Source organism: Nocardioides sp. NPDC000445 (assembly GCF_040300245.1).
In the GTDB taxonomy this organism is placed as follows: domain Bacteria; phylum Actinomycetota; class Actinomycetes; order Propionibacteriales; family Nocardioidaceae; genus Nocardioides.
The window spans coordinates 170,159-193,840 of sequence record NZ_JBEPDH010000014.1 but is presented as its reverse complement, the minus strand read 5'-3'; the positions used below and the strand labels follow the sequence as shown (position 1 = coordinate 193,840).

The window sequence follows — 23,682 nt, the reverse complement described above, 5'->3', positions numbered from 1 at the left end:
GCACTCTTTCGCTTTCGCAATTCGCCGCTCTCGCGTTTCCTTGCCAGCTCCAGAAGCCTTTCTTCCGGTCCTGCCCCGCAGACTTTATCAGAGCCGCTCTCGCTTTACCAACTCGGCGCTTTCGCGCTTTCCGCTGGATTAGCAGTTGTGTTTCTGCTTTGTCTTTCAGAACTTTAGCGGAGCCATTCTCGCTTTCGCAATTCGGCGCTTTCCGCGCTTTCTTGCTGAAAGTTTGAAGCCTTATCCGCCTCGGTCCTGGAGGACTTTAGTGGCTTTCGCTCTAATCACCAATTCGGGAAACCCCGCGGTGTTCATCGCTTCAACCGGTCCCACCCATGGCCGTGCTGATCTGGTTGAACCAGACCCTGAGGTTCTTTCGCCGATTCGAAGATCAACATCTAGAACACCCTGGCTCGAGCGATGCTCGAAGAGTGGAGGTGGCCGCTCCGGGGCCGGAAGCCCGCCCGAAGACTCGCGCTTGCTTCCCGCCGCACCCTGGCGACTCGGAGAACACTACACACACCCTGACGCCGTTTCAAATCGCCAGGGCAACTTTTTTCGTGCGATGTTCTGGGCCCCACTCTAGACCCCCGACACAAGGCCCCGTGGGCCGTTTGCTGCACCCGGCACCAGGGGCCTCGTGACCACCGGTCAGGCGGGCGTGAAGAGCTCGACCGGGTTGCCGGCCGGGTCCTCGACCACGGCCTGGGCGCCGCCCCGGCCATCGATGCGGCTGGTGCGTACCCGGGCTCCGGCCTCACTCAGACGACGGAGCTCCTGGTCGACATCGGCCACCTCGAGCTGGATACGGCTCCAGCCACCGGGGCTCGGCACCTTGCCGTCGTCGGCGGCCTGCCCGGCGCCGCCGGCACCGGGGGTGTTCAGCATCAGCCGCAGTCCGTGACCCTCGAGCATCGCGAAGCCGCCGGCTTTCGGACCGACGTCCTCGAACCCGAGCTCGCGGTAGAAGGCGACGGCGGCAGTGATGTCGTCGACGATGTAGCGGAATCCTGGGATCATCTGTCTCTCCTCTCTGCAACACTACTGTTGCATAGTAGGCTCCACACATGGCTTCTCGTCAAGGGCGTACGGATCCACGAGTGGTGCGCAGCCGGGAGAGAGTGCTCGAAGCGGCGCTCGCGGAGCTCGCCGAGCGGGGGTACGGCGGATTCAGCATCGACGGGGTGGCGACCCGCGCCGGCGTCGCCCGGAGCACGATCTATCGGCTGGGGCACGACCGGCTCAGCCTGGTCGCCGAGGCTATGGAGACGCTCAACGTGCAGCCGCGGCCGGAAGCCGGCGGGCAGGACCCACGCGCCGATGTGGTCGCGATCGTCGCCCATCTCGCCTCTGCCATGCAGTCGTCGCTGATGTCCGACTGCCTCCCCGCCGTGCTCGACGGCGCCGAGCGCGACCCGGGCCTACGGGAGCTGCACCACCGGTACAGCGCGCAGCGGCGTACGCGGCTGGTCGATGCACTCGCCCGGCTGCGGGAGTCGGGGCAGTATGTCGGGGATCCGGAGCGGGCGGCGGAGGCGTTGGCCGGCGCGGTGTTCTATCGGCGGCTGATGACGCCGGTGCCGCTGCGTACGGAGGAGGTCGAGGGGCTGGTCGCGACCGTGCTCGGGGAGAAGTGAACCGGCGGACGGCTCAGCCGACGCCGATGTGCTGGTAGTCGAGGTCGATCAGGGCGACGGCACGGTCGCCGTACGCATCGACCTCGCGGGGATAGGGCGCGCCGGTGTATCGGGTGGCGAGCTCGTCGATGATCTCCCAGCGCGTGTCGTCCTCGACCCAGCCGACGACGCAGCCGCGGAGGATCACCGGCATGAAGTCGTTCTCCTGCGGCGCCAGGGAGAGCGCGATCCGCGGGTCGGTATGGAGATTGCGGTACTTGCGGCCGCGGTTTCCGGTGAGGAAGACGACGTGGTCGCCATGGGTGCCGATCCAGACCGGGGAGGTGCGCGGGGCGCCGTCGGGTCCGATGGTGGCGACATGGGCCAGGGCGGTCCCCTCGAGGAAGGGGCGTACGTCGGGGTTGATCATCGGTCTTCTCCTTGCTGTGAATCAGCGGATGACGCGGTAGTGGAGATGGGTGACGCCGGGGGCGGGGACGACGTCGACGATCTCGAGCGAGATGTGCTCGGGGAGCTCGTTGAAGAAGCGGCGGCCGGCGCCGAGGAGCACCGGGACCTGGTGGAGGACGATCTCGTCGACGAGGCCGGCCCGCAGTGCTTCGGTCACGACGCCACCGCCCATGAGTCCGACGTCCTTGCCGCCGGCCTGCTCCTTGGCGAGGGCGATCGCGTCCTCGATGGTGGTGGCGAAGGTCTGGCGGTCGTGCGTCGCAGGCGCCGGACGATGGGAAAGGACGACCAGCGGAGCGGTGGGATGCGGTGCTCCTCCCGTGTCCCAGCCGGAGTCGTCGTAGGTGTTGCGGCCGGCGAGGCTGACCCCGTCGCGTGCGGCCAGGGCGTCGAAGACGCGGGCGCTCGGCTCGGAGAGCTTGAAGCCGTCGAAGACCTGGCTGGGGGTGTCTCCGTCGAAGTACCAGTCGAAGAGGACGCCACCGTCCCCCAGGCCGCGACCGGGGCCGGGGCCACGTCCGGTGATGAAGCCGTCGACGGAGACCGAGAGTGCTGCGAGGACCTTGCTCATGATCGCTCCCTGAGGTCAGAGTTTCCTGAAGAGACTCTGTGACCGTAACACTCTGAGTTCCTTCAAGGAACCCCAAATGGTAGATTCGGGTCATGCAACGTACGAACTTCGGTGACATGGCCTGCTCGATCGCGCGGACGCTCGATGTGATCGGGGAGCCGTGGTCGCCTCTCGTGCTGCGCGACATCTGGGTCGGCATGAACCGCTTCGACCAGATCCAGGCGGATCTCGGGATCTCCCGGAAGGTGCTCACCGAGCGACTCGGGCATCTGGTCGAGCACGGGGTGCTGGAGAAGCAGGCGTACGACAACCGGCCGCGCTACGAGTACGTGCTGACGGAGAAGGGGCGCGAGCTCGTCGACGTGCTGATGGTGATGGTCGGGTGGGGTGACAAGTGGCTCGCGGGCGAGGCCGGGCCGCCCGTGCTCTACCGGCATCACGCGTGCGGGGAGGTCGGGCAGGTCGATCTGCGGTGCTCCCGCTGCGGCGAGCCGATGCATGCCGACGACATCGGCGTGCTGCCCGGGCCGGGGGCTGCCCCGGAGGCCTCAGCGGGGTAGCGGACCGGTGTAGGCCTGCCGCGCCGTCTCCACGGCCGGCATGTTCGCCTCCGACCAGTTGCCGACGGCGGCGAAGACCGGCTGCAGGCTGCGGCCGAGGTCGGTGATGTCGTACTCCACCCGGGGCGGCACCTCGGCGTGGTAGCGGCGCTCGACGAGGCCGTCGCGCTCGAGCTGGCGTAGGCGCTGGGTCAGCACCTTCGAGGAGATCGTGCCGAGGCGGCGCTCCAGCTCCACGAAGCGCTGGGTCCCGAACTCGTGCAGCGTCCACAGGATCGGGGTGGTCCATCGGCTGAAGATCAGCTCGACCGCCGGGGTGATCGGACAGGCCGCCACCGGCTCGTCTGTGCTCGGACGCCAGGTCATCTCGCTCCAATACTTACCTTGGGGAACCCACTGTATCGAGGGATCTAACGTCGTTCCATCACCAGATCCCAATCACGAATGGAGACCTCGATGATCGTCATCACCGGAGCGACGGGGAATGTCGGGCAGCCGCTCGTCGAGCTGCTGGCCGACGCTGGGCACGCCGTCACGGCCGTCTCGCGCGCGACGTCCGCTGCACTGCCCTCCCGTCCCGGAGTCGTCACCGCGGTGGCCGACCTCTCCGACGTCGCGACCCTGGCGCCGGCCCTCGCGGGTGCCGACGCGCTGTTCGTGCTGGTCAGCGGTGCCGGCGCTCACGTCGACGGGCCGGCGCTGATGAAGCATGCCGAGGCGGCAGGCGTACGCCGTGTGGTGCTGTTGTCCTCGCAGGCCGTCGGCACCCGGCCGGGGACGCCGTCGCACGCACCGCTCGCCGAGCTCGAGGAGGCGGTGCGGGGCTCGGCGATGGAGTGGACGATCCTGCGCCCCGGCGGCTTCGCGAGCAACGCGCTCGCGTGGGTGCCGATGATCAAGGAGATGAACGCCGTCCACGCGCCGTACGGAGATGTCGCGCTTCCCGTCGTCGATCCCCTCGACATCGCCGCGGTCGCCGCGGTGGCTCTGACCGAGGACGGTCATTCGGGGCGGACGTACGAGATCACCGGCCCCACCGCGACCACGCCGCGGCAACGGGTCGAGGAGATCGCCGCGGCAACCGGGCGTCCGCTGGAGTTCGTCGAGCTGTCCCCGGAGCAGGCACGCCGCCAGATGTCGGCGTTCATGCCGCCGGAGGTGGTCGAGGGGACGCTCGCCATCCTCGGGCACCCCACCGCCGACGAGCAGGCGGTCAGCCCGCACGTCGAGGAGGTGCTGGGCCGGCCGGCACGCGGTTTCGGGGAGTGGGCTCGGCGGTTCGCCGCTGCGTACGCCTGAGGTCAGCTACCGCCGGCGGCGCTCAGCTCCTTGAGCGCGGCGCCGTCGATGCGGTGGACCTCCCACTCGTTCTGCGGGACCGACCCGAGGGAGCGGTAGAAGGCGATCGACGGTTCGTTCCACGTCAGCACCCACCACTCGAGGCGGCGCCAGTCGTTCTCGACGCAGATCTCGGCGAGGCGTACGAGGAGGGCCTTGCCGGCGCCGGCGCCGCGGTGGGCGGGGTCGACGAAGAGGTCCTCGAGCCAGATGCCGTTGCGGCCGGTCCAGGTGGAGAAGGTGACGTACCAGACCGCCATGCCGATGACCGTGCCGTCGACCTCGGCGATGAGGCAGCGGGTGGTCGGGGTGCCGGACTCGGGGAAGAGCGCCGCGGTGAAGTCGGCCTCCGTGGCCTCGACGGCGTCGGGCTCCTTCTCGTAGACGGCCAGGGCGTGGACGAGGCGGAGGATCTCGGGTACGTCGGCGGGAGCTGCATCGCGGATGGTAACGGTCACGGATCGATCCTAGGACTACTCACCAGTTCAGGAATGCGCATTCCAGTGAGACGCGATCGCAATCGCGGTGCAACAAAGGCTTCCTACGTTTCGGGGCGTCCCCAACAGATTGGATACCCCCACATGACGCAGACTCAGTCACGTCGGAACTTCCTGCGCAACGTCGGCCTCGCCGGTGGCGCGGGAGTCATGTTGCACAGCATGGGTGCTCTCGGGCTCACCTCGGCTCACGCCGCGGAGACGCCCAGCTTCACTCCTCCCAAGCCTTCCGATCTCGCCCGGGCCGGCAGCAAGTCGGTGGTCATCCTCGGCGGCGGCATCGCCGGGCTCACCGCTGCGTACGAGCTGCTCAAGGGTGGCTACAAGGTCACCGTGCTCGAGGGGCGCGAGCGGCCGGGCGGTCGCAACTTCACCGTGCGCGGCGGGACCCGGGTGACCGATCTGAACGGGGTCACGCAGGTGGCCGGGTTCTCCAAGGGGCAGTACATGAACGCGGGGCCCGGGCGGCTGCCGCAGAGCCACATCACGCTGGACTACTGCAAGGAGCTGGGGGTCCCGATCGAGGCGTTCACCAACCAAAACGCGAACGCACTGCTCTACTACCCCGGCGACCACGGGATCGGCGCGGTGCAGATGCGTCACGCCAAGGCGGACACGTACGGCTATGTCTCCGAGCTGCTCGCGAAGGCGACCGACAAGGGTGCCCTGGACGAGGAGCTGACCGCCGCCGACAAGGAGGCGTTGATCGCCTTCCTGAGGAACTTCGGCGACCTCGGCTCCAAGGCGGAGGGGTACGCCTACACCGGCTCCAGCCGCGCGGGCTACACGGTCGAGCCCGGGGCCGGGCAGGAGTCGGGCACCGAGGTCGCCCCGAACTCGATGAGTGCGGTCCTCGCCGCCGGGCTGGGGCAGTACTTCTCCTTCGAGTTCGGCTACGACCAGGCGATGATGATGTATCAGCCGGTCGGCGGCATGGACGCGATCCCGAACGCCTTCGCCCAGGCCATCGGGGCGCGCAACATCCGCTACGGGGCCGAGGTCATCGAGTGGAACAACACCTCGACCGGCGTCTCGGTGGCCTACAAGGCTCGCGGCAGGACCGAGACCATCAAGGCGGACTTCGCGATCAACTGCATGCCGCCGAACATCGCGGCCAAGGTCCAGCACAACCTCGGCGCCGACATCACCGCGAGCCTGAAGTCATTCGGGCCTTCGAACGCCGGCAAGATCGGGATCGAGTACGACCGGCGCTGGTGGGAGGAGGACTTCCGGATCTACGGCGGCATCACCAACACCCGCCTCGACCTACGCAACCTGTGGCACCCGTCGTACGGGTTCAACGGGGACAAGGGCACGATGATCGGCTACTACAACACCGGTAGCGCGGCCGACACCTACGGTGCGCTCAGCCCCGCGCAGCGGCTCTCGCGAGCGGTGGACATGGGCAAGCAGATCTTCGGGGACGTCTACGGCAAGGGCATCACCGCCTCCTACAGCCAGGACTGGAAGTCGCAGAAGTTCTCCGAGGGAGCCTGGGCCTACTCGACGACGGCCGACACCGATCCGCTCTACACGCGGCTGCTGGACGCCACCGGCAACACGTACTTCGCCGGTGACCACCTCAGCCACTCCGTGGCCTGGCAGCACGGCGCGATCACGGCCGCCCGGGCAGCCGTCGAGAAGCTGCACGCGCGGGTGACGGCGTGATGTCGCCGCGTACGAAGGTGGTGGCTGTGGTCGGGTTGACCGCGGCTCTGGTCGCTCCGACGGCGGCTGTCGCCGGGAGCAAGTGGTCGGCCTTTCCGCCACGCGGCGGAGAGACGATCTCGGTACTGCCCGCGGGGCAGGACAACCCATCGATCGCCAACGGCGTCGCGATCGGGCCGGAGGCCGCGGTCTACAAGACGAGCGGGCTCGGTCCGTCCCGGCTCAACACCACGGCGAGCGGCGAGGCGGCCTACATCGACACCGCGGTGTTCCCGGGTGGTGAGCTGCCGCCGGGCGTCACCATCACCGAGGCCCAGGGGATCAACGTGCTGCGCCGGATCGGGGAGAACCTCGAGGCGGCCGGGCTCTCCTACGACGACGTGATCACGATGCGCGTCTTCCTGCAGAACCCCGCGGGCGAGGCGAAGATGGACTTCGCGGGCTGGAACCGGGCCTACCGGCAGTTCTTCGCGAACACGTCGGTCTCGACCGGCGAGGCGATCCCGGTGCCGCTGGGCACAGCTGCGCCGGCGGCTCCGATGGTCGTCAATCCTGCCCGGCCGTCGCGGTTCGCGCTCGAGATCGAGAACCTGCCCGTCGACGGATGGCTCGTCGAGGTCGAGGTCGACGCGGCCTATCCGGCGAAACGGAGGTAGCCCTTCACAAGCGAGATCGCCCTCTCCGAGCAATGCTCGGGGAGGGCGATTCTCGTGCAGCTCAGACGATTGTCAGAGCTTGGAAAGCTTGGGGAAGGGGCTGGCAATACGCACCAGTCGGGGACCGAAGTCGACAGTGACTGCGGCCGTTTCTTTGTTGACGACCCGACCCAGGCCGAAGGAGTCGTGGGAAACCAGGTCCCCTGACTCGAACTGCTCAATGACCGGCTCGGGATCTGCCTTGAAAGGACTCGCGGCGAAGTGTCGCCGCCGGGGGGTTGAGGTAGTCATCCCTTCGAGTATGTGGCCTCAGACACGAATTAGGGAATGCACAAGATGGTCACAATGACCCATCAGATCGTTTCAGGCCGGCGTGTAGTCGGCCTTGTCGTAGCTGGCGCTGCGGCGGTAGTGGGCCGAGATGCTGGGCCAGTTGGTGGTGATGCGGCCGTTCCGCTCGCGATACCAGGAGGTGCATTTGCTCCAGACGCTGTCGGCCAGCTTGTCCTGGATCCGCGCGTCGTAGGCCTCCTCGACCTCCGCGCGCACCTCGAGCGGGCCGGCGTCGGCGACGTGGTCGGCGTACCGGCCGAGGTAGCGGGCCTGGGTCTCCAGGAAGAAGATGATCGAGCCGCCGCCGGTGTTGGTGTTGGGGCCGTACATGATCAGCAGGTTGGGGAAACCCGGGACGGTCATGCCGTGGTAGGCATGGGCGCCGTCTTTCCAATGGGTGTGCAGGTCGCGGCCCTGGGTGCCGGTGATCGTCATCGGGGCGAGGAAGTCGGTGGCCTTGAAGCCGGTGCCCCAGATGATCACGTCGACCTCGTGGTGCTGCCCGTCGGAGGTCGTCACGCCGGCCGGGGTGATCTCGACGATGTCGTCGGTGATCACGTCCACGTTGGGCTGGGCGAGGGCCGGCAGGTAGTCGTCGGCGAAGAGGATGCGCTTGCAGCCGAACGGGTAGTCGGGCCAGACCTTTTCGAAGAGTCCCGGCTTCGCCGCGGTCTGCGCCTTCATGTGGCGCTTGGACCAGGCCCGCATGACCGCCCCGAACGGCTTGACGTGGAAGGACGTGGTGAGCCACTCGGCCTGGACCCAGATCTTCGCGCGGTTGAGGAGCTGCGGGATCGGGCTGGCGGCGTCGGTGCGTTCGAAGTCCTTGCGCGGGACGATGTAGGGCGCCGAACGCTGGAAGAGAAGCACCTGCGCCGCGTCCTTGCGCACCTCGGGCACGAACTGGATGGCGCTGGCCCCGGTGCCGATCACCGCGACCCGCTTGTCGTGGAGGCTCAGGTCGTGGTTCCACTCGGCCGAGTGGAAGGCCGCTCCGCGGAACGTGCCGGCGCCGGGGATGTTCGGGATCGAGGGCCGGGAGAGCTGGCCGACGGCGGGGACGAACAGGTCGACCGTCTCCGTCTCGCCCGTGCTGAGCTCGAGCTGCCAGGTCTTCGACTCGTCGTCCCAGTGGGCGGCGGTCACCTCGGTGTGGAACCGGATGTGGCGGCGTACGTCGTACTTGTCGACGACCCGGTGGATGTAGTCGAGGATCGCGGGCTGGCGGGAGAACTTGTGGGGCCAGTGCGGGTTGGGCTCGAAGGAGTAGGAGTAGAGGCTGGAAGGTACGTCGCAGGCGGCGCCCGGGTAGGTGTTCTCGCGCCAGACACCGCCGACGTCTCCGGCCTTCTCGAAGACGACGATGTCGTCGTGGCCGCGCTTCTTGAGCTCGATCGTGGCGGCCAGGCCGCCGAAGCCGGTGCCGATGACTGCGATGCGCAAGAGATCCTCCGAGGGCGGGAGCGACGGTGTGACCTGGACCATACCGGGAGAATGTGAATCTGTGCGACAGGACCGAAAGGTAAGAATTGGGACGCCCGCTCGTCTTCTTGATTAGGTTCGGCTAACCTAATCGCATGATCGTCTGCCAGTGCCGAGTCGTCACGGACCGTGACGTCGACGCCGCGCTGGCCGACGGGGCGCGCACGGTCAGCGCGATCTGCCGTTCGACGGGAGCCGCTCAGGACTGCGGCTCGTGCATCTTCTCGGTGAAGAAGCTGGTCAGCCAGCATCTCGAGCAGGAGTGCTCGCACCTCGTGGCCGACGGCGCCGCGAGCTGACGTACGCAACCGGTCACAAACTGAGTCTGTCCTCACTCCCGGGGTGCCGTGCGAGTATCGGGGCAGATCCCGTTACCGGAGGTACGTCATGCAGCCAGTCGATCCACGCGTCGTCGAGCTCCTCAACGAGGCGCTCACCTTCGAGCTCACGGTCACCAACACGTACTTCCTGCATGCTCGGATGCTCGACAACTGGGGTCTGCCGAAGCTCGGCAAGGTCTTCTACGACCTCTCCATCGACGAGATGCGCGACGCCGACGACATCATCAACCGGATCCTGATGTTCGACGGCCACCCTAACGTGCAGCGCCTCAACGCCATCCAGGTCGGTGAGACCGCCGAGGAGATGCTCTCCCTGGCCCTGGCGAGCGAGCGCGCCGCGGTCGCGCAGTTCAACGCCGGCGCCAAGGAATGCCACGAGCTCGGCGACCACGGCACCGCGGCCGTCTTCGAGGAGATGGTCCGCGACGAGGAGAAGCACGCCGACTGGTTCGAGGCCCAGCTCGACGCGATCGATCGCGTGGGTCTGCAGGCGTTCCTGGCTCAGCACGTGGGTGCGGGCGAGGGACCCGGCTGAGCCGAGCCCCTCTGTCCCTCTGTCATCTCGTCAGGCAGGCACCGCGTCGTCGATGCAGAGGATGTTGTCCTCGCTGTCCTTGAACCAGGCGGCATGCCCAGCCTCACCGAGACCCGCTACGTCGCCGTCCCAGGTCACCCCGGGCATCTCGTAGTGCTCGAAGCTGACCCCCTTGGCGCGCAGGTCCTCGGTCTCCTTGCCGACGTCGGCCACGTGGAACAGGGCGATCGTGTGCCCGGCCTTGCCCGCCTGCTCGGTCTCGTAGAGGTGGAAGGACGTCCCACCCGACGTCGTGTAGATCAGCCCGCCCGGGTCCTCACCGCTCGGCTCGAGCCCGAGCTTGTCGGCGTAGAAGCGACGAGCCCGCTCGAGGTCGGCGGCCGGGATGTTCGCCATCACGCTGCTGTCGGTCAACATCGCGGGCCTCCTCAGGCGCTCTCGAACCAGGGGCGGTGGAGGTCGTAGTACGTCGCGCCCTGCATCGCGTAGTCGAGCTCGCGGCGTACGTCTTCCGGGGGCTCGATCTGCTCGCCCTTGCGGGCCTCGGCCTCGCTGGTGAACGCGATGGTCTCGACGAAGCTGCCGTCCGCCTCGATCGCGAGGGTGCCGCCGAGGATCTCGGGGCGCATCTCGTGCAGCTGGGTGGTGTCGGTCGTCATCATCGTCTTGAGTCGGCTCGGGTCATCGACCTTGCCACGGATGATCTGCACGAACCCGGCGTCGTCGGAGCCGCCGTCGAAGAGCAGCGTGACGTCGTCGCAGTCGTGGAACTCCATCGGCCCGTCCATGACCTCGGCCATCTTCGCGGCCCACTCCCCCTGCTCGGGGCGGTCTGAGTTGGCCATCGCCGCCTCGCGCGACTCGAAGCGGACCACCCCGATGAGCTGGCCGTCGTCGGTGAATCCGTAGGTGCCACCCAGCCACCCGGTCGCGCCCGGCGCCAGATCGCGCCGCCACTCGTCGAGCAACTGGTGGGCCTCGTCCTGCTTGGTGCAGGGACCCTGAATCATCTGGATGAACATCGCTGCCTCCTCGGTCGTCGTGTGCCAACAGACCGGTCGAGGCAGGTCCTGGGCCCCGGCCGGGCCCACTCGCAACGTACGTCCGAAGAGTCGCCCCGCACATACCCCAAACAGGCGGTTTTGGAACGACGCCGTCAGTCGACGTCGACCCAGTCGAGCGTGCGGTCGACGGCCTTCCGCCAGCCGGCGTACCCGGTCTCGCGCTGCTCCTCGCTCCAGGCCGGCGTCCAGCGCTTGGACTCGTTCCAGTTCTGGCGGAGCTCGTCGGTGTCCTTCCAGAAACCGACGGCGAGCCCGGCGGCGTAGGCGGCACCGAGGGCGGTGGTCTCGGCGACGACCGGACGGCTGACCTCGACGCCGAGGACGTCGGCCTGGATCTGCATGCACAGCTCGTTGGCGGTGATGCCGCCGTCGACCTTGAGGACCTCGAGGCGTACGCCGGAGTCCTTCTCCATCGCTTCGGCGACGTCACGGCTCTGGTAGCAGATCGCCTCCAGGGCCGCGCGAGCGATGTGGCCGCTGTTGTTGAACCGGGACAGGCCGACGATCACGCCGCGGGCGTCCGAGCGCCAGTAGGGGGCGAAGAGACCGGAGAAGGCCGGGACGAAGTAGACCCCGCCGTTGTCCTCGACCGTCTTGGCCAGCGCCTCGACCTGCGTGGCGTTGCTGATCACCCCCAGCTGGTCACGCAGCCACTGCACGGCGGAGCCGGTGACGGCGATCGAGCCCTCCAGGGCGTACGTCGGTGGCTGGTCGCCGAACTGGTAGCAGACCGTCGTGAGGAGGCCGTTCTGGGAGCGTACGAGCTCCTGGCCGGTGTTGAGGAGGAGAAAGTTGCCGGTGCCGTAGGTGTTCTTGGCCTCGCCGGCGTCCAGACAGACCTGGCCGACCATGGCGGCCTGCTGGTCGCCGAGGATGCCGGTGATCGGGACCTCGCCGCCGAACGGACCGTTCTCCAGCGTGGTGCCGTAGGCGTTGTGATCGGAGGAGGGCCGGATCTCGGGGAGCATCTGACGCGGGATGTCGAAGAAGCCGAGGAGCTCCTCGTCCCAGTCGAGGGTCTCGAGGTCCATCAGCATGGTGCGGCTGGCGTTGGTGACGTCGGTGACGTGCACTCCCCCGGCGGGGCCACCGGTCAGGTTCCAGACGATCCAGCTGTCGGTGGTGCCGAAGATGGCGTCGCCGTTCTCCGCGGCCTCGCGGACACCGTCGACGTTCTCCAGGATCCACTGGATCTTGCCTCCGGCGAAGTACGTCGCGGGCGGGAGCCCTGCCTTGCGGCGGATGATGTCGCCGCGCTCGTCCTTGTCGAGGGCGGAGGCGATCCGGTCGGTGCGGGTGTCCTGCCAGACGATCGCGTTGTAGTAGGGCCGTCCGGTCCTCTTGTTCCACACCACGGTGGTCTCACGCTGGTTGGTGACGCCGAGCGCGGCGATGTCCTTGTCCGTCAGGCCCTTGCTCCCGAGCGCGATCTGGATCACCGCCCTGGTGCGCTCCCAGATCTCCACCGGGTTGTGCTCGACCCAGCCGGCCTTCGGCAGGATCTGCTGATGCTCCAGCTGGTGGCGGGCCACCTCCCTGCCGCCGTGGTCGAAGATCATGCACCGGGTGCTCGTGGTGCCTTGGTCGATGGCTGCGACGTAGTCGGGCATGTCGGTCCTCTCGGTTTCTCTGCTTCGCTGTGTCTCAGTCGGGGCGATCGGTGGTCAGGCGGCGGCAGGAAGGTCGCTGGTCTCCTCAGCCTCCTCCTCGGCGGGCAAGAAGCGTGCGATCAACACCTTGTACGCTCCGGCACCGATGAGTCCACCGACGAGCGGGGCGACGATCGGGATCCAGAAGTAGAGATCGCCAGCCGCGGTCACCCAGGCCCCGTCGTAGCCGGTGACGAAGGAAGCCAGACGCGGGCCGAAGTCGCGGGCGGGGTTGATGGCATAGCCGGCGTTGGTGCCCCAGGCCATGCCGATGCCGACGATGACGAACGAGATTGCGACGGGCGAGAACCAGGCGATCGGTGCGGAGTTCTTCGCGTCCGTGATCGCCATGATCAGGAACAGCAGGATCGCGGTGCCGATCACCTGGTCGGCGAAGGCGGTGGTGAGGCTGACCCCGAGCGCGGCGTCGCCGTTGCCCGGGAGCGTCGAGAAGATGCCCTGGGTGGCGTGGGTATGGCCGGGGTCGACGCTGGCGATCGCGTCCCCGTAGGCCGCGCGGACGATGACGGCGCCGACGAAGGCGCCGAGGATCTGAGCGATGCTGTAGGGCAGCACCTTGCGCCACTCGAAGTCGCCGAACACTGCCATCGCGAGGCTGACGGCCGGGTTGAGGTGTGCGCCGCTGATCCGTCCCGCGGTGTAGATGCCCAGCATCACGCCGATCCCCCAGGCCCAGGCGATCGAGTCGTGGTCGCCGAGCCCGCCGTCGCCGGTCACGACCTGCGCGACCACACCGACTCCGAACAGGATCAGGATCATCGTGCCGGCGAACTCCGCACTGAGCTCTCCGATGAGCGTTCTACGTGCTGCCGAAACGGAGCCCGAGGCGTTTCGCTCTGTCATGCGCTTGCTCCTGCCGTGTGGGGGTTTGGCGGACCTCTGCACCGTAGAGATGCGTGACAGGCGTCACAATGACGTGCGTTCGGCATGGTCGAACGCTCGCCTGTTTCGCCGGGCGGCACCAGGGAGTCCCCCGATGGCTGAACCACCGGTCGGTGATTTGTTCGGCCCCTACGCTTTTACCCGATGTCTCGGACCGTGCAATCCGTCGAGCGGGCGGCTGCGCTATTGCGTGTGCTCTCCGCCGCGAGTGAACCGATGCCTCTGGGCGAGCTGGCGGCCGCGGTGGGGCTGGCCAAGCCGACGGCGCACGGGTTGCTGCGTACGTTGATGGGGGCGAGGTTCGTCGACCAGGAGCCGGTCACCGGGCGCTACTCGGTGGGGTCGGGGTTGCTGCATCTCGGGTCTGTGACGCTGGACCTCAACGAGCTGCGCTCGGAGACGCTCAACTGGGTGGACACCCTGGCGGCGCGTACGGGCGAGGAGGCGCGGATCGCGGCCTATCGCGACGGCTCCGCGGTGGTGGCGCATCACGTCTTCCGGACGGGTCCCGGAGCGCAGGTGATGGACACCGGTCGGTTGCTTCCGCTGCACGCCACTGCCCTCGGGAAGGTGCTTGTCGCGTTCGATCCGGGCGCTGCCCGCAGCGTCGTCGGGAAGCGGCTGGACCGGCTGACCTTCCGGACGATCACCGACCGGTCGGCGCTGTTACGGGCACTGGCGGACGCCCGCGACACCGGCTGGGCCTCGGCCGTCTCCGAGGCTCGGCCGGAGCTGGCTGGGATCGCGGCGCCGGTGCGCGACCGGGGTGGCTATGTCGTCGCAGCGGTCGGGATCGCCGGACCGGTGCGGCGGCTGTGCGACGTACGTGGGCTGCCGCGGTCGGATCTCGTCGAGGAGGTCGTCGGTGTCTCCCGGTCGATCTCGCGGGCGCTCGGTCACGGCCGGGCGGCATGAGCGAGCGCCAGCGAGCGACCATGAGCCTCAGGCCGCCGGTTCCGTGTTCTTTGCTCTGCCCTACGGAGCCGGCGGCATGAGACCTCCGCGGTATGTGGCCGCTCTTGACCAGGGCACGACCTCGACCCGGTGCATGCTCTTCGACCGCGAGGGCCGGATGGTGTCGCTGGCACAGCGGGAGCATCACCAGCACTATCCGCGCGCGGGCTGGGTCGAGCACGACCCCATGGAGATCTGGGACATCGTCTGCCGGGTCGTGCCGGAGGCGCTCGCGGATGCCGGGGCTTCTCCGTCCCAGGTGGTCGGGCTGGGGATCACCAACCAGCGCGAGACCACGGTGGTGTGGGACCGGCACACAGGCCGGCCGGTCCGCAACGCGATCGTGTGGCAGGACACCCGGTCGTCCGCCGTGCTACCCGAGGTCGCCGCGGATCTCACCGAGGCCGAGATCCAGGCTCGGAGCGGGCTGCCGCTGGTGACGTACTTCTCCGGGCCGAAGGTGCGCTGGCTGCTCGACTCATCTCCTTCGTTGCGGGATCGGGCGGAGCGCGGGGATCTCCTGTTCGGAACGGTGGACTCCTGGCTGGTCTGGAACCTGACCGGCGGAGCGTCCGGCGGGGCGCATGTCACGGACGTGACCAACGCCAGCCGCACGATGCTGATGAACCTCGGCACCCTCGACTGGGATCCGGAACTGCTCGCGGCGATGCGGGTGCCGCGGGCGATGCTGCCCGAGATCAGCCCGACGGTCTCCTCGTTCGGGACCACGGTCGCGCCGATCGCGGGGATCCCGGTGACGGCGGTGATCGGTGACCAGCAGGCGTCGCTGTTCGGGCAGGCGGGGTTCGACCGCGGCGACGCGAAGTGCACCTTCGGTACCGGCGGGTTCCTGCTCCTCAACACCGGCTCCTCTCCGGTGCGCTCGCAGCACGGGCTGATCACCACGGTCGCGCACGCGATGGAGGGCGAGCCTGCCGCCTATGCGCTGGAGGGGTCGATCGCCGTAGCCGGTGCACTGGTGCAGTGGTTCCGCGACAGCCTCGGGCTGATCCGCTCCGCGGCCGAGATCGAGACCCAGGCGCTGACCGTCGCCGACAACGGCGGTTGCTACGTCGTCCCGGCGTTCACCGGCCTGTACGCACCGCACTGGGAGCCCGATGCCCGTGGCGTGATCGTCGGGCTGACCTCGTACGTCACCAAGGCCCACCTGTGCCGCGCCGTCCTCGAGGCCACGGCCTGGCAGACCCGCGAGGTCATCGATGCGATGAACGCCGACGCCTCCGCACCGCTGACACGGCTCGCCGTCGACGGCGGTATGACCGCCGACAACCTCCTCATGCAGACCATCGCCGACTTCCTCGACATGCCCGTCGTCCGTCCGATGGTCGCCGAGACGGTCTCGCGCGGTGCCGCCTATGCGGCCGGGCTCGGCGCCGGGTACTGGCCTGACCGGCAGGTCCTGCGGCGGCACTGGCGCAAGGCGGCCGAGTGGCGGCCGGCCATGTCGGCCGAGCTCCGGGAGACCGAGTTCGCTCGGTGGCGGCGGGCGGTCGAGCTCGCGATCGGGTGGGGTGCCTAGGTTCCCGGCTACTGGCCGTCCGGGGTCTCGGCGAGGGACTTGAGGGCGCGGAGCCTGGTGTCCCAGGCGTTGCCGATGCGGTCGAGCTCGTGGGCGAGGGCGTTGAGACGGGAGCCGAGGGCGGCGTAGACGATCTCGCGGCCGCGGCGCTCGGCAGTGACGAGGCCGGCGTCGGAGAGTACGTCGAGGTGCTTGACGATCGCCTGGCGACTGACCGGGAGCACCCGGGCCAGGGCGGAGGCGGACATCGCCTCCTGCCCCAGCCGGGTGAGGATGTCCCAGCGGGTCTGGTCGCCCAGGGCCGCGCACATCTCGGGAAGGGTGGGAGTCGCGGTCACGCCAGCGCCTCGACGTACGCCTTGGCGACCTCGAGCTCCTGCGCCCACCCGTTGTCGTTGCTCTCGCGCTCCTTGAGCCAGACGGCCGGGTCCTCGGACAGGGTCGAGAAGCCGCTCTCCAGGACCTTGAGGGTGACCCCGCCTCCCGGGCTCTCCTCGATCCAGAACTCGACCAGAGTGCCCTCGGTGACGTCACGGAAAGGGGTGCCGAGCCAGCGGAACGCGGCGTAGCGCGGCTCGTCGAGCTCGACCGTGCGGAACCGGAAGTCGCCCATCGTCGGATGGGTGACCACCGCGACCTCGGTGCCGTCCTCGGCGGTCTCGACGCGGGTGTCCGAGCCGTCGAGGACGGTGCCGTCGTTGACGTACCAACCTGGGCGGGTGATCAGGGACCAGACCTTCTCGGCGCTGGAGTCGATGTGGATCTGACGGCTGATGCTGTCGAGCTCGGCGAGCTCTTCGGTGGTGTGAACCATGATTCCTCCTTGGATTGGAACTGCAACCTCAGTGTTGCACTTCGACAATCCATATGCAACCATCTGATTGCAGAACAGGTTCGGTCCGGGGTCGCTCCGGCGACCGCTTGAACAGCCTTACGGTCGCGTACGCGGCGGCGACCCAGCCCACCAGCAGCCCGAGCGTCGCGAGTCCGGCGCCGACTTCGAAGAGCGCCAGGCCGGTTGCGGAGGCGAGGGCGCTGCTGCCCGTCGCGACGGTTCCGATCGGGAACGTGAACGACCACCAGGTCGGTGCCATCGGGAGACCGTCGCGGATCTGACGTACGGTCAGCGCGAGCGCCAGGACGATCCACAGCACCGTGAAGCCCCACACCGGGACGCCGTAGCAGACCGCGAGCATGCTGAGCGCGTGGCCGTAGTCCGGCACCACGGCGGGCGCGAGCTCGCCGAGATGGTGGACCGCGGTGGTCGACTGGCCGAGGAAGCCCAGCACGATCCAGACGGTGGGCAGTGCCGCGGGGGCGAGGGCACCGTGGCGGACGAGTCGCTGCCAGAGCTGGTTGAGCACGAGGAACCCGGCGACGACGGTGAGACCGAAGAAGGCATAGCAGACCATGAGGAGGGTCTCGCGTGCCTGGCCGGCCGCGAGGTGCGGCACCAGGGCAGCGCCGGTCGTCGCCGACACCATCGGCGGTACGACCGGCATCAGCCAGCCGCCCGTGGCGCTGTCGTCGCCGACCTGGTGCCGGGTGATCGCCCGGTAGGGCACGGCGACCGCGGTCCACAGACCGAGTCCCGTGCCCACGCTCCACAGCACCACGCCCAGCCCCAACGCGACCGAGACGCCGAGGACATCCCTGCCGACCCCGACCGCGCCCGCGCCGACCGTCATGAATGCCATGGCCGGGGCTCCGTAGAAGTGCGACATCACCGGATCGTCGTAGTGACGGCGAAGCAGCGCGGGATCCCGGCGGAGGCTGACGAGCATCACCGTCACCGTGGCCGTCAGCAGCAGACTCGCCGCCACCCAGAACGCCAGCGCGACCGTCGCCCCTCCCGGCACCTGGAAGGGAAGGCCCGGAAGCACGACGGCGACGATGCCGGTCCCCATGGTGGCGGCGTACCAGTTCGGACCGTACGGAAGGCTCATGCCTCCATGCTCGGCGCCGGCGGCGGGCGCCGGTAGCACCCGCTTCGCTGTGGACTCACAAGGATATCCTGTGACCATGCTGCCCGATCTGCCGTCGCTCCGGCTGCTCACCGACGTCGCCCGGCTGGGCAGCATCGGCGCCGCGGGCCGCGCGGCGGGGATCTCGCAGCAGTCGGCCTCGGAGCGCCTGCGGGCGATGGAGACCCAGGTCGGTCTGGTCCTGGTGCAGCGCGCCCACCACGGATCGGAGCTGACCCAGGCTGGCAAGCTGCTGGTCGAGTGGAGCGGTGACCTGCTCGAACGCGCCGACGAGATCGAGAACGCTCTGGAGACACTGCGCCGCGGTCGCTCCGACGAGCTGCACGTGCACGCCTCGATGACGACCGCCGAATACCTGCTCCCCCGCTGGCTCGTACGTCTGCGGCAGCAGCGGCGAGTGGCGGTGAGCCTGCGCGCCGCCAACTCGGAGGACGTCGTGGCCGCTGTTCGTCACGGCGAGGCGGACCTGGGTTTCGTCGAGGGCCCGGTCGACATCGAAGGGCTCTCGGCCACGGGAGTCGGGTTCGACGAGCTCGTGCTGGTCGCAGCGCCCGACGACCGCTGGGCCCGCCGTCGGTCCGGGATCAGCGCGAGCGAGCTCGCGACCCGGCCGCTGACCTCGCGCGAGCGCGGTTCCGGCACGCGTGCCGTCGTGGAGTCCGCACTCGCCGCCATCGGCGCGCGGCTGGCGGACCCGGAGGTGGAGTTCGCGACGAACGCCGCCATCCTCGCCGCGGTACGCGCCGGCGGGTCACCCGCGTTCGTGTCGAGCCGAGCCTCCCAGGCCGACCTCGACCTCGGAACGCTCGTCAGCGTGCCGGTGGCGGAGCTGGACCTGTCCCGGGAGTTCCGGGCCGTGTGGGTCGGCGGGGCGCGGCCGCCCGCCGGGCTCGTCCGCGACCTCCTCGGGATCGCCCGCGCCTGATCCGACGTACGTCCGCTACTTCTTGATGCGCTCGAGCTTGGTCCAGCCGGTGTAGCCGCGCTTCTCGACCAGGCGCATGAGGTCGCGGGCGACGGGGACCTGTTCGACGAACATGGAGTCGAGCAGCGTGGCGAGCTCGGCGGGCATGGCCTGGTCGCCGTCGACGTAGGCGGCCCAGTCCTCGGGGGATACCGCGTCCATCTGGGCGACGATCTGGTCGGCGATGGTCTCCAGACGGGGGTCGCCGGGCTCCCAGTCGAGCATGGCCTCCATCTCGCGGTAGGTCTCCACGACGGAGGGGTCGTCGAGCTGGCCGACCTTGTTGCGGATGAAGGCCTCCATGCTCTGCGGCTGCTGGGCGGCGACGAGGATCCAGGCGTCGCGTTCGCCCTCGATCATCCGCTCCGGGATGCCGAGCTCCCGCATCCGTTCCAGGTAGGCGACCGCCTCGGGCGGGAGGGCCAGCCCGTCGCCGTGGACGAGCCGGGCGATCCGCTCGCGGTGGCCCTGGCGCTCGCGGATCTCGAGACGGAGGCGCTTGTCGATCTCGGCGACCGCCTTCTTGAAATCGTCGTCGCCGGCGTCCAGCAGCTCCTTGACGCGGGAGAGCGGGACGCCGGCGTCGGCGAGGATGCGGATCTTGATCAGGTCGACCACGGCAGCGGCGTCGTAGCGTCGGTATCCCGAGTGGTCGCGCTCCGGCTCCACCAGCAGCCCTTTGGCGTGGTAATGACGAACGGCCCTGACGGTGACACCGGCGTACGACGCCAGCTGGCTGATCGTGAGCATTCCCGAATAGTGACGGGAACACGGTCCTTTGTCTCGCGGTTTAGGCGAACTTGCGGCGGTAGGCGCTGGTCGCCAGGACGTACGCGACGACCAGGAGGCCTACGCACCAGGCCAGTGCGATCCACAGCTCGTTGCCCAGCTCCTGACCGGAGAAGATCGCCCGGATGGAGTCGACGATCGAGGTGACCGGCTGGTGCTCGGCGAAGGCTCGCACCGGGCCGGGCATGGTGTCGGTCGGCACGAACGCCGAGCTGAGGAAGGGCAGGAAGATCAGCGGGTAGGAGAACGCGCTGGCTCCCTCGACCGTGCCGGCGGTCAGGCCCGGGATCACCGCGAGCCAGGTCAGCGCGAGGGTGAACAGGGCCAGGATGCCGACGACCGCGAGCCAGTCGAGCACGCTCGCGCCGGTGCGGAAGCCCATCAGCAGGGCGACCAGCACCACCACGACCAGCGAGATCATGTTCGCGACCACCGAGGTCAGCACGTGACCCCACAGCACCGCGGACCTGGCGATCGGCATCGACTGGAACCGGTCGAACATGCCGCCGTTCTTGTCCTGGAACAGACGGTAGGCGGTGTAGGCGATGCCGGAGGCGATGGTGATCAACAGGATGCCGGGTAGCTGATAACTGACGTAGCTCTCGTGCGAGCCGGTGTCGATCGCGCCGCCGAAGACGTACACGAACATGAGCATCATCGCGACCGGTGTGATCGCGGTGGTGACGATGGTGTCGGGGCTGCGGCCGATGTGTCGCAGGGAACGGCCGAGCAGGACGGCGGTGTCGCCGAAGAATCGGGTGGTCATCGTGACTCCTTCACGGTGGTGGCGGACTTGCCGTTCGACTTGCTGGTGATGGCGAGGAAGATCTCCTCGAGGGACGGCTGCTTCTCGACGTACTCCTGCTTGGCCGGCGGGAACATCGCCTTGAGCTCGGCGAGGGTTCCGTTGGCGATGATGCAGCCCTCGTGGAGGATCGCGATCCGGTCGGCGAGCTGCTCGGCCTCTTCGAGGTACTGGGTGGTGAGCAGGACCGTCGTGCCGCTGTCGGCCAGATCCTTGACCGCCTGCCACACCTCGATCCGGGCCTCCGGGTCGAGACCGGTGGTCGGCTCGTCGAGGAAGATCACCGGCGGGTTGCTGATCAGGCTCATCGCGATGTCGACCCGGCGGCGCATGCCGCCGGAGTACGTCGCGACCTTGCGGTTGCCGGCCTCGGTGAGCGAGAACCGGGCGAGGAGCTCGTCGGCGACCGCGCCCGGGTTCTTCTGGCGGAGCAGCTTGGCGATCAGGATGAGGTTCTCGCGACCGGTCAGGATCTCGTCGACGGCGGCGAACTGGCCGGTGAGGCTGATGGATCCACGTACGTCGTTGGCCTGCGTCGCGACGTCGAAGCCGTTGACCGTCGCCTGGCCGCCGTCCGCCTTGAGCAGCGTGGCCAGGATCTTCACGGTCGTGGTCTTGCCGGCGCCGTTGGAGCCGAGGAGGGCGAAGATGCTCCCCTTCTCGACGCTCATGTCGACGCCCTGGAGGACGTGTACGTCGCCGTAGGACTTGGTCAGTCCGGCGATCTGGATTGCTGGTGTCGGGTTCATGTCGAACAGCGTCGAGGGTTGACGCTGGGTCAAGGTCAAGCGGAAGTCTCGATCTTTTTCCGCTGGGCCTGATCGGACCCGACTGGAACGCGAAATGCGCTGGTCGCGGGGGGTCAGCCCTGCTGCAGGCGGCGCCAGCCGCCGGCCCGGTTGTTGGCCACGATGGCGCGCAGCAGCTCGGTCAGCGCCGGACGGTCGATCGGGTCGTCCCGGTAGATCTGGATGGCTCGCGCGGTGGCGTTGCCGTGGCCCTGGTTGATGATCCCCGCCGGATCGGGGACGGTCGGGTCGTAGAGGAACAGGTTGACGTGGTCCTTGGTGGCGAGAAGCGCGCACACGTTGCCCTGCAGCACGAAGTAGGGCTGGACCGTCCGCTTGATCGTCTCCTCGATCTCGGGGTCGGCGTCGTGGATGATCTCGCGCAGCTGGCGGCAGATGTCGCGCTGCCACTCCGGCAGACCGTCGAGGTAGCTGTCGACGCCGGCATGGGTGCGGATGGCCATGATCGCAATGTACGCCCGGCTCTCGGGCGCCCGGCAAGCCAAATACACATGTCGATAAATCATCCCTTTGACTTCAAGTACTTGAAGTTCTTAGCGTCATTGGCGTGACTGCATCAACGACTCGGACGTACACGATCCGAGAGGTGGCGACGCTGACCGGACTGCCGGCCAGCACCTTGCGCTACTACGAGACGATCGGGCTGATCTCGCCGGTCAGCCGCGGCGCCAGCAGCGGCCACCGGGTCTATGACGAGACCGACCTGGACCAGCTGACCGGCGTCGCCTGCCTGGCCGCGATCGGCCTCTCGATCGACGACATGAGGACGTACGTCACCAACAGCCGCCTCGGTCGCGACGGTGCCGCCGAGCAGATCGACATGCTCACCGAGCACGCCGCACATCTCGCCCGCGAGGCCGAGTACCTCGAGCTGCGCCGGACGTACGTCGGGCTCAAGACCGACTACTGGCGAGCCGTCGCGGCCGGCGACGAGGCGCGCGCCGAGGAGATCGGCGCGCAGGCACACACGCTGGCCGATCAGATCCGCGGCCGCGAGAACCACTGATCCCCACCCATCTCAGACTCAGGAGAACCCCATGCGCGTCAACGCGTACGCAGCACCTTCCGCCGGCGAGCCGCTGGCCCCGACCACCATCGAGCGCCGTGAGGTGGGCGCCAACGACGTCCTCATCGCGATCGAGTTCGCCGGCATCTGCCACTCCGACATCCACACCGTCAACGGTGACTGGGGCCCGCAGCCGTTCCCGGTCGTCCCCGGCCACGAGATCGTCGGTCGCGTCACGGAGGTCGGCTCGGCGGTCACCAACCACCAGGTCGGCGACCGCGTCGGCGTCGGCTGCTTCGTGAACTCGTGCCGCGAGTGCGACAACTGCCGCAACGGCGACGAGCAGCACTGCTCGACCCCGGGCGGCGGCGTCGGGACGTACGCCGCGAAGGACCGCGACGGTTCGTTCACCCAGGGCGGCTACTCGACCCACGTCGTCGTCGACGCCCACTTCGCGCTCAAGGTGCCCGAGGGCATGGACGCGGCGGCCGCGACGCCGCTGCTGTGCGCCGGCATCACCACGTACGCGCCCCTGAAGAAGTGGGGCGCCGGCCCCGGCAAGAAGGTCGCGATCGTCGGTCTCGGCGGGCTGGGCCACATGGGCGTCCAGATCGCCCACGCGATGGGCGCCGAGGTCACCGTGCTCTCGCAGTCGCTGAAGAAGCAGGAAGACGGGCTGCGGCTCGGCGCGGACCACTACTACGCGACCTCCGACCCGGCGACCTTCGAGCAGCTGGCCAGCTCGTTCGACCTGATCGTGAACACCGTCAGCGCGAAGATCGACCTCGACGCCTACCTCGGCCTGCTCGCCGTGGACGGCACGATGGTCAATGTCGGCGCGCCCGCGGAGCCGCTGAGCGTCAACGTGTTCTCGCTGATCACCAACCGGCGCAACTTCGCCGGCTCGATGATCGGCGGCATCGCGCTGACCCAGGAGATGCTCGACTTCTGCGCCGAGCACAACATCGGCTCCGAGATCGAGGTGATCTCGGCTGACCAGATCAACGATGCGTACGCCCGGGTCCTGGCCTCCGACGTGCGCTACCGCTTCGTGATCGACACGGCCACGCTGGCCTGATCCGTCACGACCACGCGAGAGCGGCAGCCGGATCCAGGCTGCCGCTCTCGCCCGTTTTCCAGGGTGTC

30 protein-coding genes are annotated in these 23,682 nt (G+C 68.4%); 12 read left to right on the top strand and 18 right to left on the bottom strand.

Annotated features, from left to right (window positions below; translation table 11 throughout):
* Positions 1 to 651: 651 nt before the first annotated feature.
* Positions 652 to 1,020: a VOC family protein gene (locus tag ABT304_RS19690; RefSeq protein WP_350717697.1), complete on the bottom strand. Its 369-nt coding sequence runs from the start codon at positions 1,018 to 1,020 to the stop codon at positions 652 to 654.
* A gap of 47 nt (positions 1,021 to 1,067) precedes the next feature.
* Here ABT304_RS19690 and ABT304_RS19685 point away from each other — a divergent pair, with 47 nt between their 5' ends.
* Positions 1,068 to 1,637, top strand: coding sequence for a TetR-like C-terminal domain-containing protein (locus ABT304_RS19685; protein ID WP_350717695.1), 570 nt, complete (start codon positions 1,068 to 1,070; stop codon positions 1,635 to 1,637).
* A 13-nt stretch (positions 1,638 to 1,650) separates the two neighbouring features.
* Here ABT304_RS19685 and ABT304_RS19680 read toward each other — a convergent pair whose 3' ends face one another.
* Complete coding sequence (locus ABT304_RS19680) at positions 1,651 to 2,046, bottom strand: TIGR03618 family F420-dependent PPOX class oxidoreductase (RefSeq protein ID WP_350717693.1); 396 nt, start codon at positions 2,044 to 2,046, stop codon at positions 1,651 to 1,653.
* Between the two features lie 21 nt (positions 2,047 to 2,067).
* Positions 2,068 to 2,658, bottom strand: coding sequence for a dihydrofolate reductase family protein (locus ABT304_RS19675; protein ID WP_350717691.1), 591 nt, complete (start codon positions 2,656 to 2,658; stop codon positions 2,068 to 2,070).
* A gap of 92 nt (positions 2,659 to 2,750) precedes the next feature.
* Here ABT304_RS19675 and ABT304_RS19670 point away from each other — a divergent pair, with 92 nt between their 5' ends.
* Positions 2,751 to 3,218 (top strand): winged helix-turn-helix transcriptional regulator, encoded by a 468-nt coding sequence (locus tag ABT304_RS19670; RefSeq protein WP_350717690.1) that lies wholly within the window; start codon positions 2,751 to 2,753, stop codon positions 3,216 to 3,218.
* On the opposite strand, the gene ABT304_RS19665 is transcribed toward ABT304_RS19670, so the two are convergent.
* On the bottom strand, positions 3,207 to 3,584 hold the full coding sequence (locus tag ABT304_RS19665) for a winged helix-turn-helix transcriptional regulator (protein ID WP_350717688.1): 378 nt from the start codon (positions 3,582 to 3,584) through the stop codon (positions 3,207 to 3,209). The genes ABT304_RS19670 and ABT304_RS19665 overlap by 12 nt on opposite strands.
* A 90-nt stretch (positions 3,585 to 3,674) precedes the next feature.
* On the opposite strand from ABT304_RS19665, the gene ABT304_RS19660 reads away from it, so the two are divergent.
* The gene (locus ABT304_RS19660) at positions 3,675 to 4,517 is read left to right on the top strand and encodes an NAD(P)H-binding protein (protein WP_350717686.1); all 843 of its coding nucleotides are present in this window, start codon (positions 3,675 to 3,677) and stop codon (positions 4,515 to 4,517) included.
* Positions 4,518 to 4,519: 2 nt separating this feature from the next.
* Here the strand turns inward: ABT304_RS19660 and ABT304_RS19655 are convergent, their stop codons facing one another.
* Entirely contained in the window at positions 4,520 to 5,014 is a 495-nt protein-coding gene (locus ABT304_RS19655; protein WP_350717684.1) for a GNAT family N-acetyltransferase, read from the bottom strand.
* Positions 5,015 to 5,137: 123 nt separating this feature from the next.
* On the opposite strand from ABT304_RS19655, the gene ABT304_RS19650 reads away from it, so the two are divergent.
* Together ABT304_RS19650 and ABT304_RS19645 are read left to right on the top strand one after the other, a co-directional pair.
* Complete coding sequence (locus ABT304_RS19650; RefSeq protein WP_350717682.1) at positions 5,138 to 6,721, top strand: flavin monoamine oxidase family protein; 1,584 nt, start codon at positions 5,138 to 5,140, stop codon at positions 6,719 to 6,721.
* 26 nt (positions 6,722 to 6,747) lie between these two features.
* Positions 6,748 to 7,377 (top strand): Rid family hydrolase, encoded by a 630-nt coding sequence (locus ABT304_RS19645; protein WP_350717680.1) that lies wholly within the window; start codon positions 6,748 to 6,750, stop codon positions 7,375 to 7,377.
* A gap of 72 nt (positions 7,378 to 7,449) precedes the next feature.
* Here ABT304_RS19645 and ABT304_RS19640 read toward each other — a convergent pair whose 3' ends face one another.
* Positions 7,450 to 7,668, bottom strand: coding sequence for a hypothetical protein (locus ABT304_RS19640; RefSeq protein WP_141790972.1), 219 nt, complete (start codon positions 7,666 to 7,668; stop codon positions 7,450 to 7,452).
* 72 nt (positions 7,669 to 7,740) lie between these two features.
* On the bottom strand, positions 7,741 to 9,153 hold the full coding sequence (locus tag ABT304_RS19635; RefSeq protein WP_350717678.1) for a flavin-containing monooxygenase: 1,413 nt from the start codon (positions 9,151 to 9,153) through the stop codon (positions 7,741 to 7,743).
* A gap of 134 nt (positions 9,154 to 9,287) precedes the next feature.
* Here ABT304_RS19635 and ABT304_RS19630 point away from each other — a divergent pair, with 134 nt between their 5' ends.
* Positions 9,288 to 9,491: a (2Fe-2S)-binding protein gene (locus ABT304_RS19630; protein ID WP_160026189.1), complete on the top strand. Its 204-nt coding sequence runs from the start codon at positions 9,288 to 9,290 to the stop codon at positions 9,489 to 9,491.
* Between the two features lie 88 nt (positions 9,492 to 9,579).
* The gene (gene bfr, locus ABT304_RS19625; RefSeq protein ID WP_350717676.1) at positions 9,580 to 10,068 is read left to right on the top strand and encodes a bacterioferritin; all 489 of its coding nucleotides are present in this window, start codon (positions 9,580 to 9,582) and stop codon (positions 10,066 to 10,068) included.
* 30 nt (positions 10,069 to 10,098) lie between these two features.
* On the opposite strand, the gene ABT304_RS19620 is transcribed toward bfr, so the two are convergent.
* From ABT304_RS19620 to ABT304_RS19605, 4 genes are all read right to left on the bottom strand, one after another.
* On the bottom strand, positions 10,099 to 10,485 hold the full coding sequence (locus ABT304_RS19620) for a VOC family protein (protein WP_350717675.1): 387 nt from the start codon (positions 10,483 to 10,485) through the stop codon (positions 10,099 to 10,101).
* Positions 10,486 to 10,496: 11 nt separating this feature from the next.
* Entirely contained in the window at positions 10,497 to 11,090 is a 594-nt protein-coding gene (locus ABT304_RS19615) for a hypothetical protein (RefSeq protein ID WP_350717673.1), read from the bottom strand.
* Positions 11,091 to 11,224: 134 nt separating this feature from the next.
* A complete protein-coding gene (glpK, locus tag ABT304_RS19610) occupies positions 11,225 to 12,742 on the bottom strand; it encodes a glycerol kinase GlpK (RefSeq protein WP_350717671.1) in 1,518 nt (505 codons plus the stop codon).
* Positions 12,743 to 12,796: 54 nt separating this feature from the next.
* A complete protein-coding gene (locus ABT304_RS19605; RefSeq protein WP_350717670.1) occupies positions 12,797 to 13,645 on the bottom strand; it encodes an MIP/aquaporin family protein in 849 nt (282 codons plus the stop codon).
* Between the two features lie 183 nt (positions 13,646 to 13,828).
* On the opposite strand from ABT304_RS19605, the gene ABT304_RS19600 reads away from it, so the two are divergent.
* Both ABT304_RS19600 and glpK (ABT304_RS19595) read left to right on the top strand, forming a co-directional pair.
* Positions 13,829 to 14,599, top strand: a complete 771-nt coding sequence (locus tag ABT304_RS19600) for an IclR family transcriptional regulator (protein ID WP_350717669.1) — start codon at positions 13,829 to 13,831, stop codon at positions 14,597 to 14,599.
* 76 nt (positions 14,600 to 14,675) lie between these two features.
* Positions 14,676 to 16,178, top strand: coding sequence for a glycerol kinase GlpK (gene glpK / locus ABT304_RS19595; RefSeq protein WP_350717668.1), 1,503 nt, complete (start codon positions 14,676 to 14,678; stop codon positions 16,176 to 16,178).
* A gap of 8 nt (positions 16,179 to 16,186) precedes the next feature.
* Here glpK (ABT304_RS19595) and ABT304_RS19590 read toward each other — a convergent pair whose 3' ends face one another.
* The 3 genes from ABT304_RS19590 to ABT304_RS19580 are packed head-to-tail and all read right to left on the bottom strand — an operon-like array spanning position 16,187 to position 18,124.
* Positions 16,187 to 16,516: an ArsR/SmtB family transcription factor gene (locus ABT304_RS19590; RefSeq protein WP_350717667.1), complete on the bottom strand. Its 330-nt coding sequence runs from the start codon at positions 16,514 to 16,516 to the stop codon at positions 16,187 to 16,189.
* Positions 16,513 to 16,992 (bottom strand): SRPBCC family protein, encoded by a 480-nt coding sequence (locus tag ABT304_RS19585; protein ID WP_350717665.1) that lies wholly within the window; start codon positions 16,990 to 16,992, stop codon positions 16,513 to 16,515. The genes ABT304_RS19590 and ABT304_RS19585 overlap by 4 nt, the downstream gene beginning before the upstream one ends.
* A 28-nt stretch (positions 16,993 to 17,020) precedes the next feature.
* Complete coding sequence (locus ABT304_RS19580; protein WP_350717663.1) at positions 17,021 to 18,124, bottom strand: TDT family transporter; 1,104 nt, start codon at positions 18,122 to 18,124, stop codon at positions 17,021 to 17,023.
* 76 nt (positions 18,125 to 18,200) lie between these two features.
* On the opposite strand from ABT304_RS19580, the gene ABT304_RS19575 reads away from it, so the two are divergent.
* Positions 18,201 to 19,088 (top strand): LysR substrate-binding domain-containing protein, encoded by an 888-nt coding sequence (locus ABT304_RS19575; protein ID WP_350717701.1) that lies wholly within the window; start codon positions 18,201 to 18,203, stop codon positions 19,086 to 19,088.
* Positions 19,089 to 19,103: 15 nt separating this feature from the next.
* On the opposite strand, the gene ABT304_RS19570 is transcribed toward ABT304_RS19575, so the two are convergent.
* From ABT304_RS19570 to ABT304_RS19555, 4 genes are all read right to left on the bottom strand, one after another.
* Positions 19,104 to 19,877 (bottom strand): MerR family transcriptional regulator, encoded by a 774-nt coding sequence (locus ABT304_RS19570; RefSeq protein WP_350717661.1) that lies wholly within the window; start codon positions 19,875 to 19,877, stop codon positions 19,104 to 19,106.
* A 40-nt stretch (positions 19,878 to 19,917) separates the two neighbouring features.
* Positions 19,918 to 20,682: an ABC transporter permease gene (locus ABT304_RS19565; RefSeq protein WP_350717659.1), complete on the bottom strand. Its 765-nt coding sequence runs from the start codon at positions 20,680 to 20,682 to the stop codon at positions 19,918 to 19,920.
* Complete coding sequence (locus tag ABT304_RS19560; RefSeq protein WP_350717657.1) at positions 20,679 to 21,470, bottom strand: ABC transporter ATP-binding protein; 792 nt, start codon at positions 21,468 to 21,470, stop codon at positions 20,679 to 20,681. Before ABT304_RS19560 ends, ABT304_RS19565 begins: the two co-directional genes overlap by 4 nt.
* A gap of 113 nt (positions 21,471 to 21,583) precedes the next feature.
* Entirely contained in the window at positions 21,584 to 21,973 is a 390-nt protein-coding gene (locus tag ABT304_RS19555; protein ID WP_350717655.1) for a DUF1801 domain-containing protein, read from the bottom strand.
* A gap of 104 nt (positions 21,974 to 22,077) precedes the next feature.
* Here ABT304_RS19555 and ABT304_RS19550 point away from each other — a divergent pair, with 104 nt between their 5' ends.
* Positions 22,078 to 22,536: a MerR family transcriptional regulator gene (locus ABT304_RS19550; RefSeq protein ID WP_350717653.1), complete on the top strand. Its 459-nt coding sequence runs from the start codon at positions 22,078 to 22,080 to the stop codon at positions 22,534 to 22,536.
* Positions 22,537 to 22,567: 31 nt separating this feature from the next.
* The gene (locus ABT304_RS19545; RefSeq protein WP_350717651.1) at positions 22,568 to 23,614 is read left to right on the top strand and encodes an NAD(P)-dependent alcohol dehydrogenase; all 1,047 of its coding nucleotides are present in this window, start codon (positions 22,568 to 22,570) and stop codon (positions 23,612 to 23,614) included.
* The last annotated feature ends 68 nt before the right edge of the window (positions 23,615 to 23,682 follow it).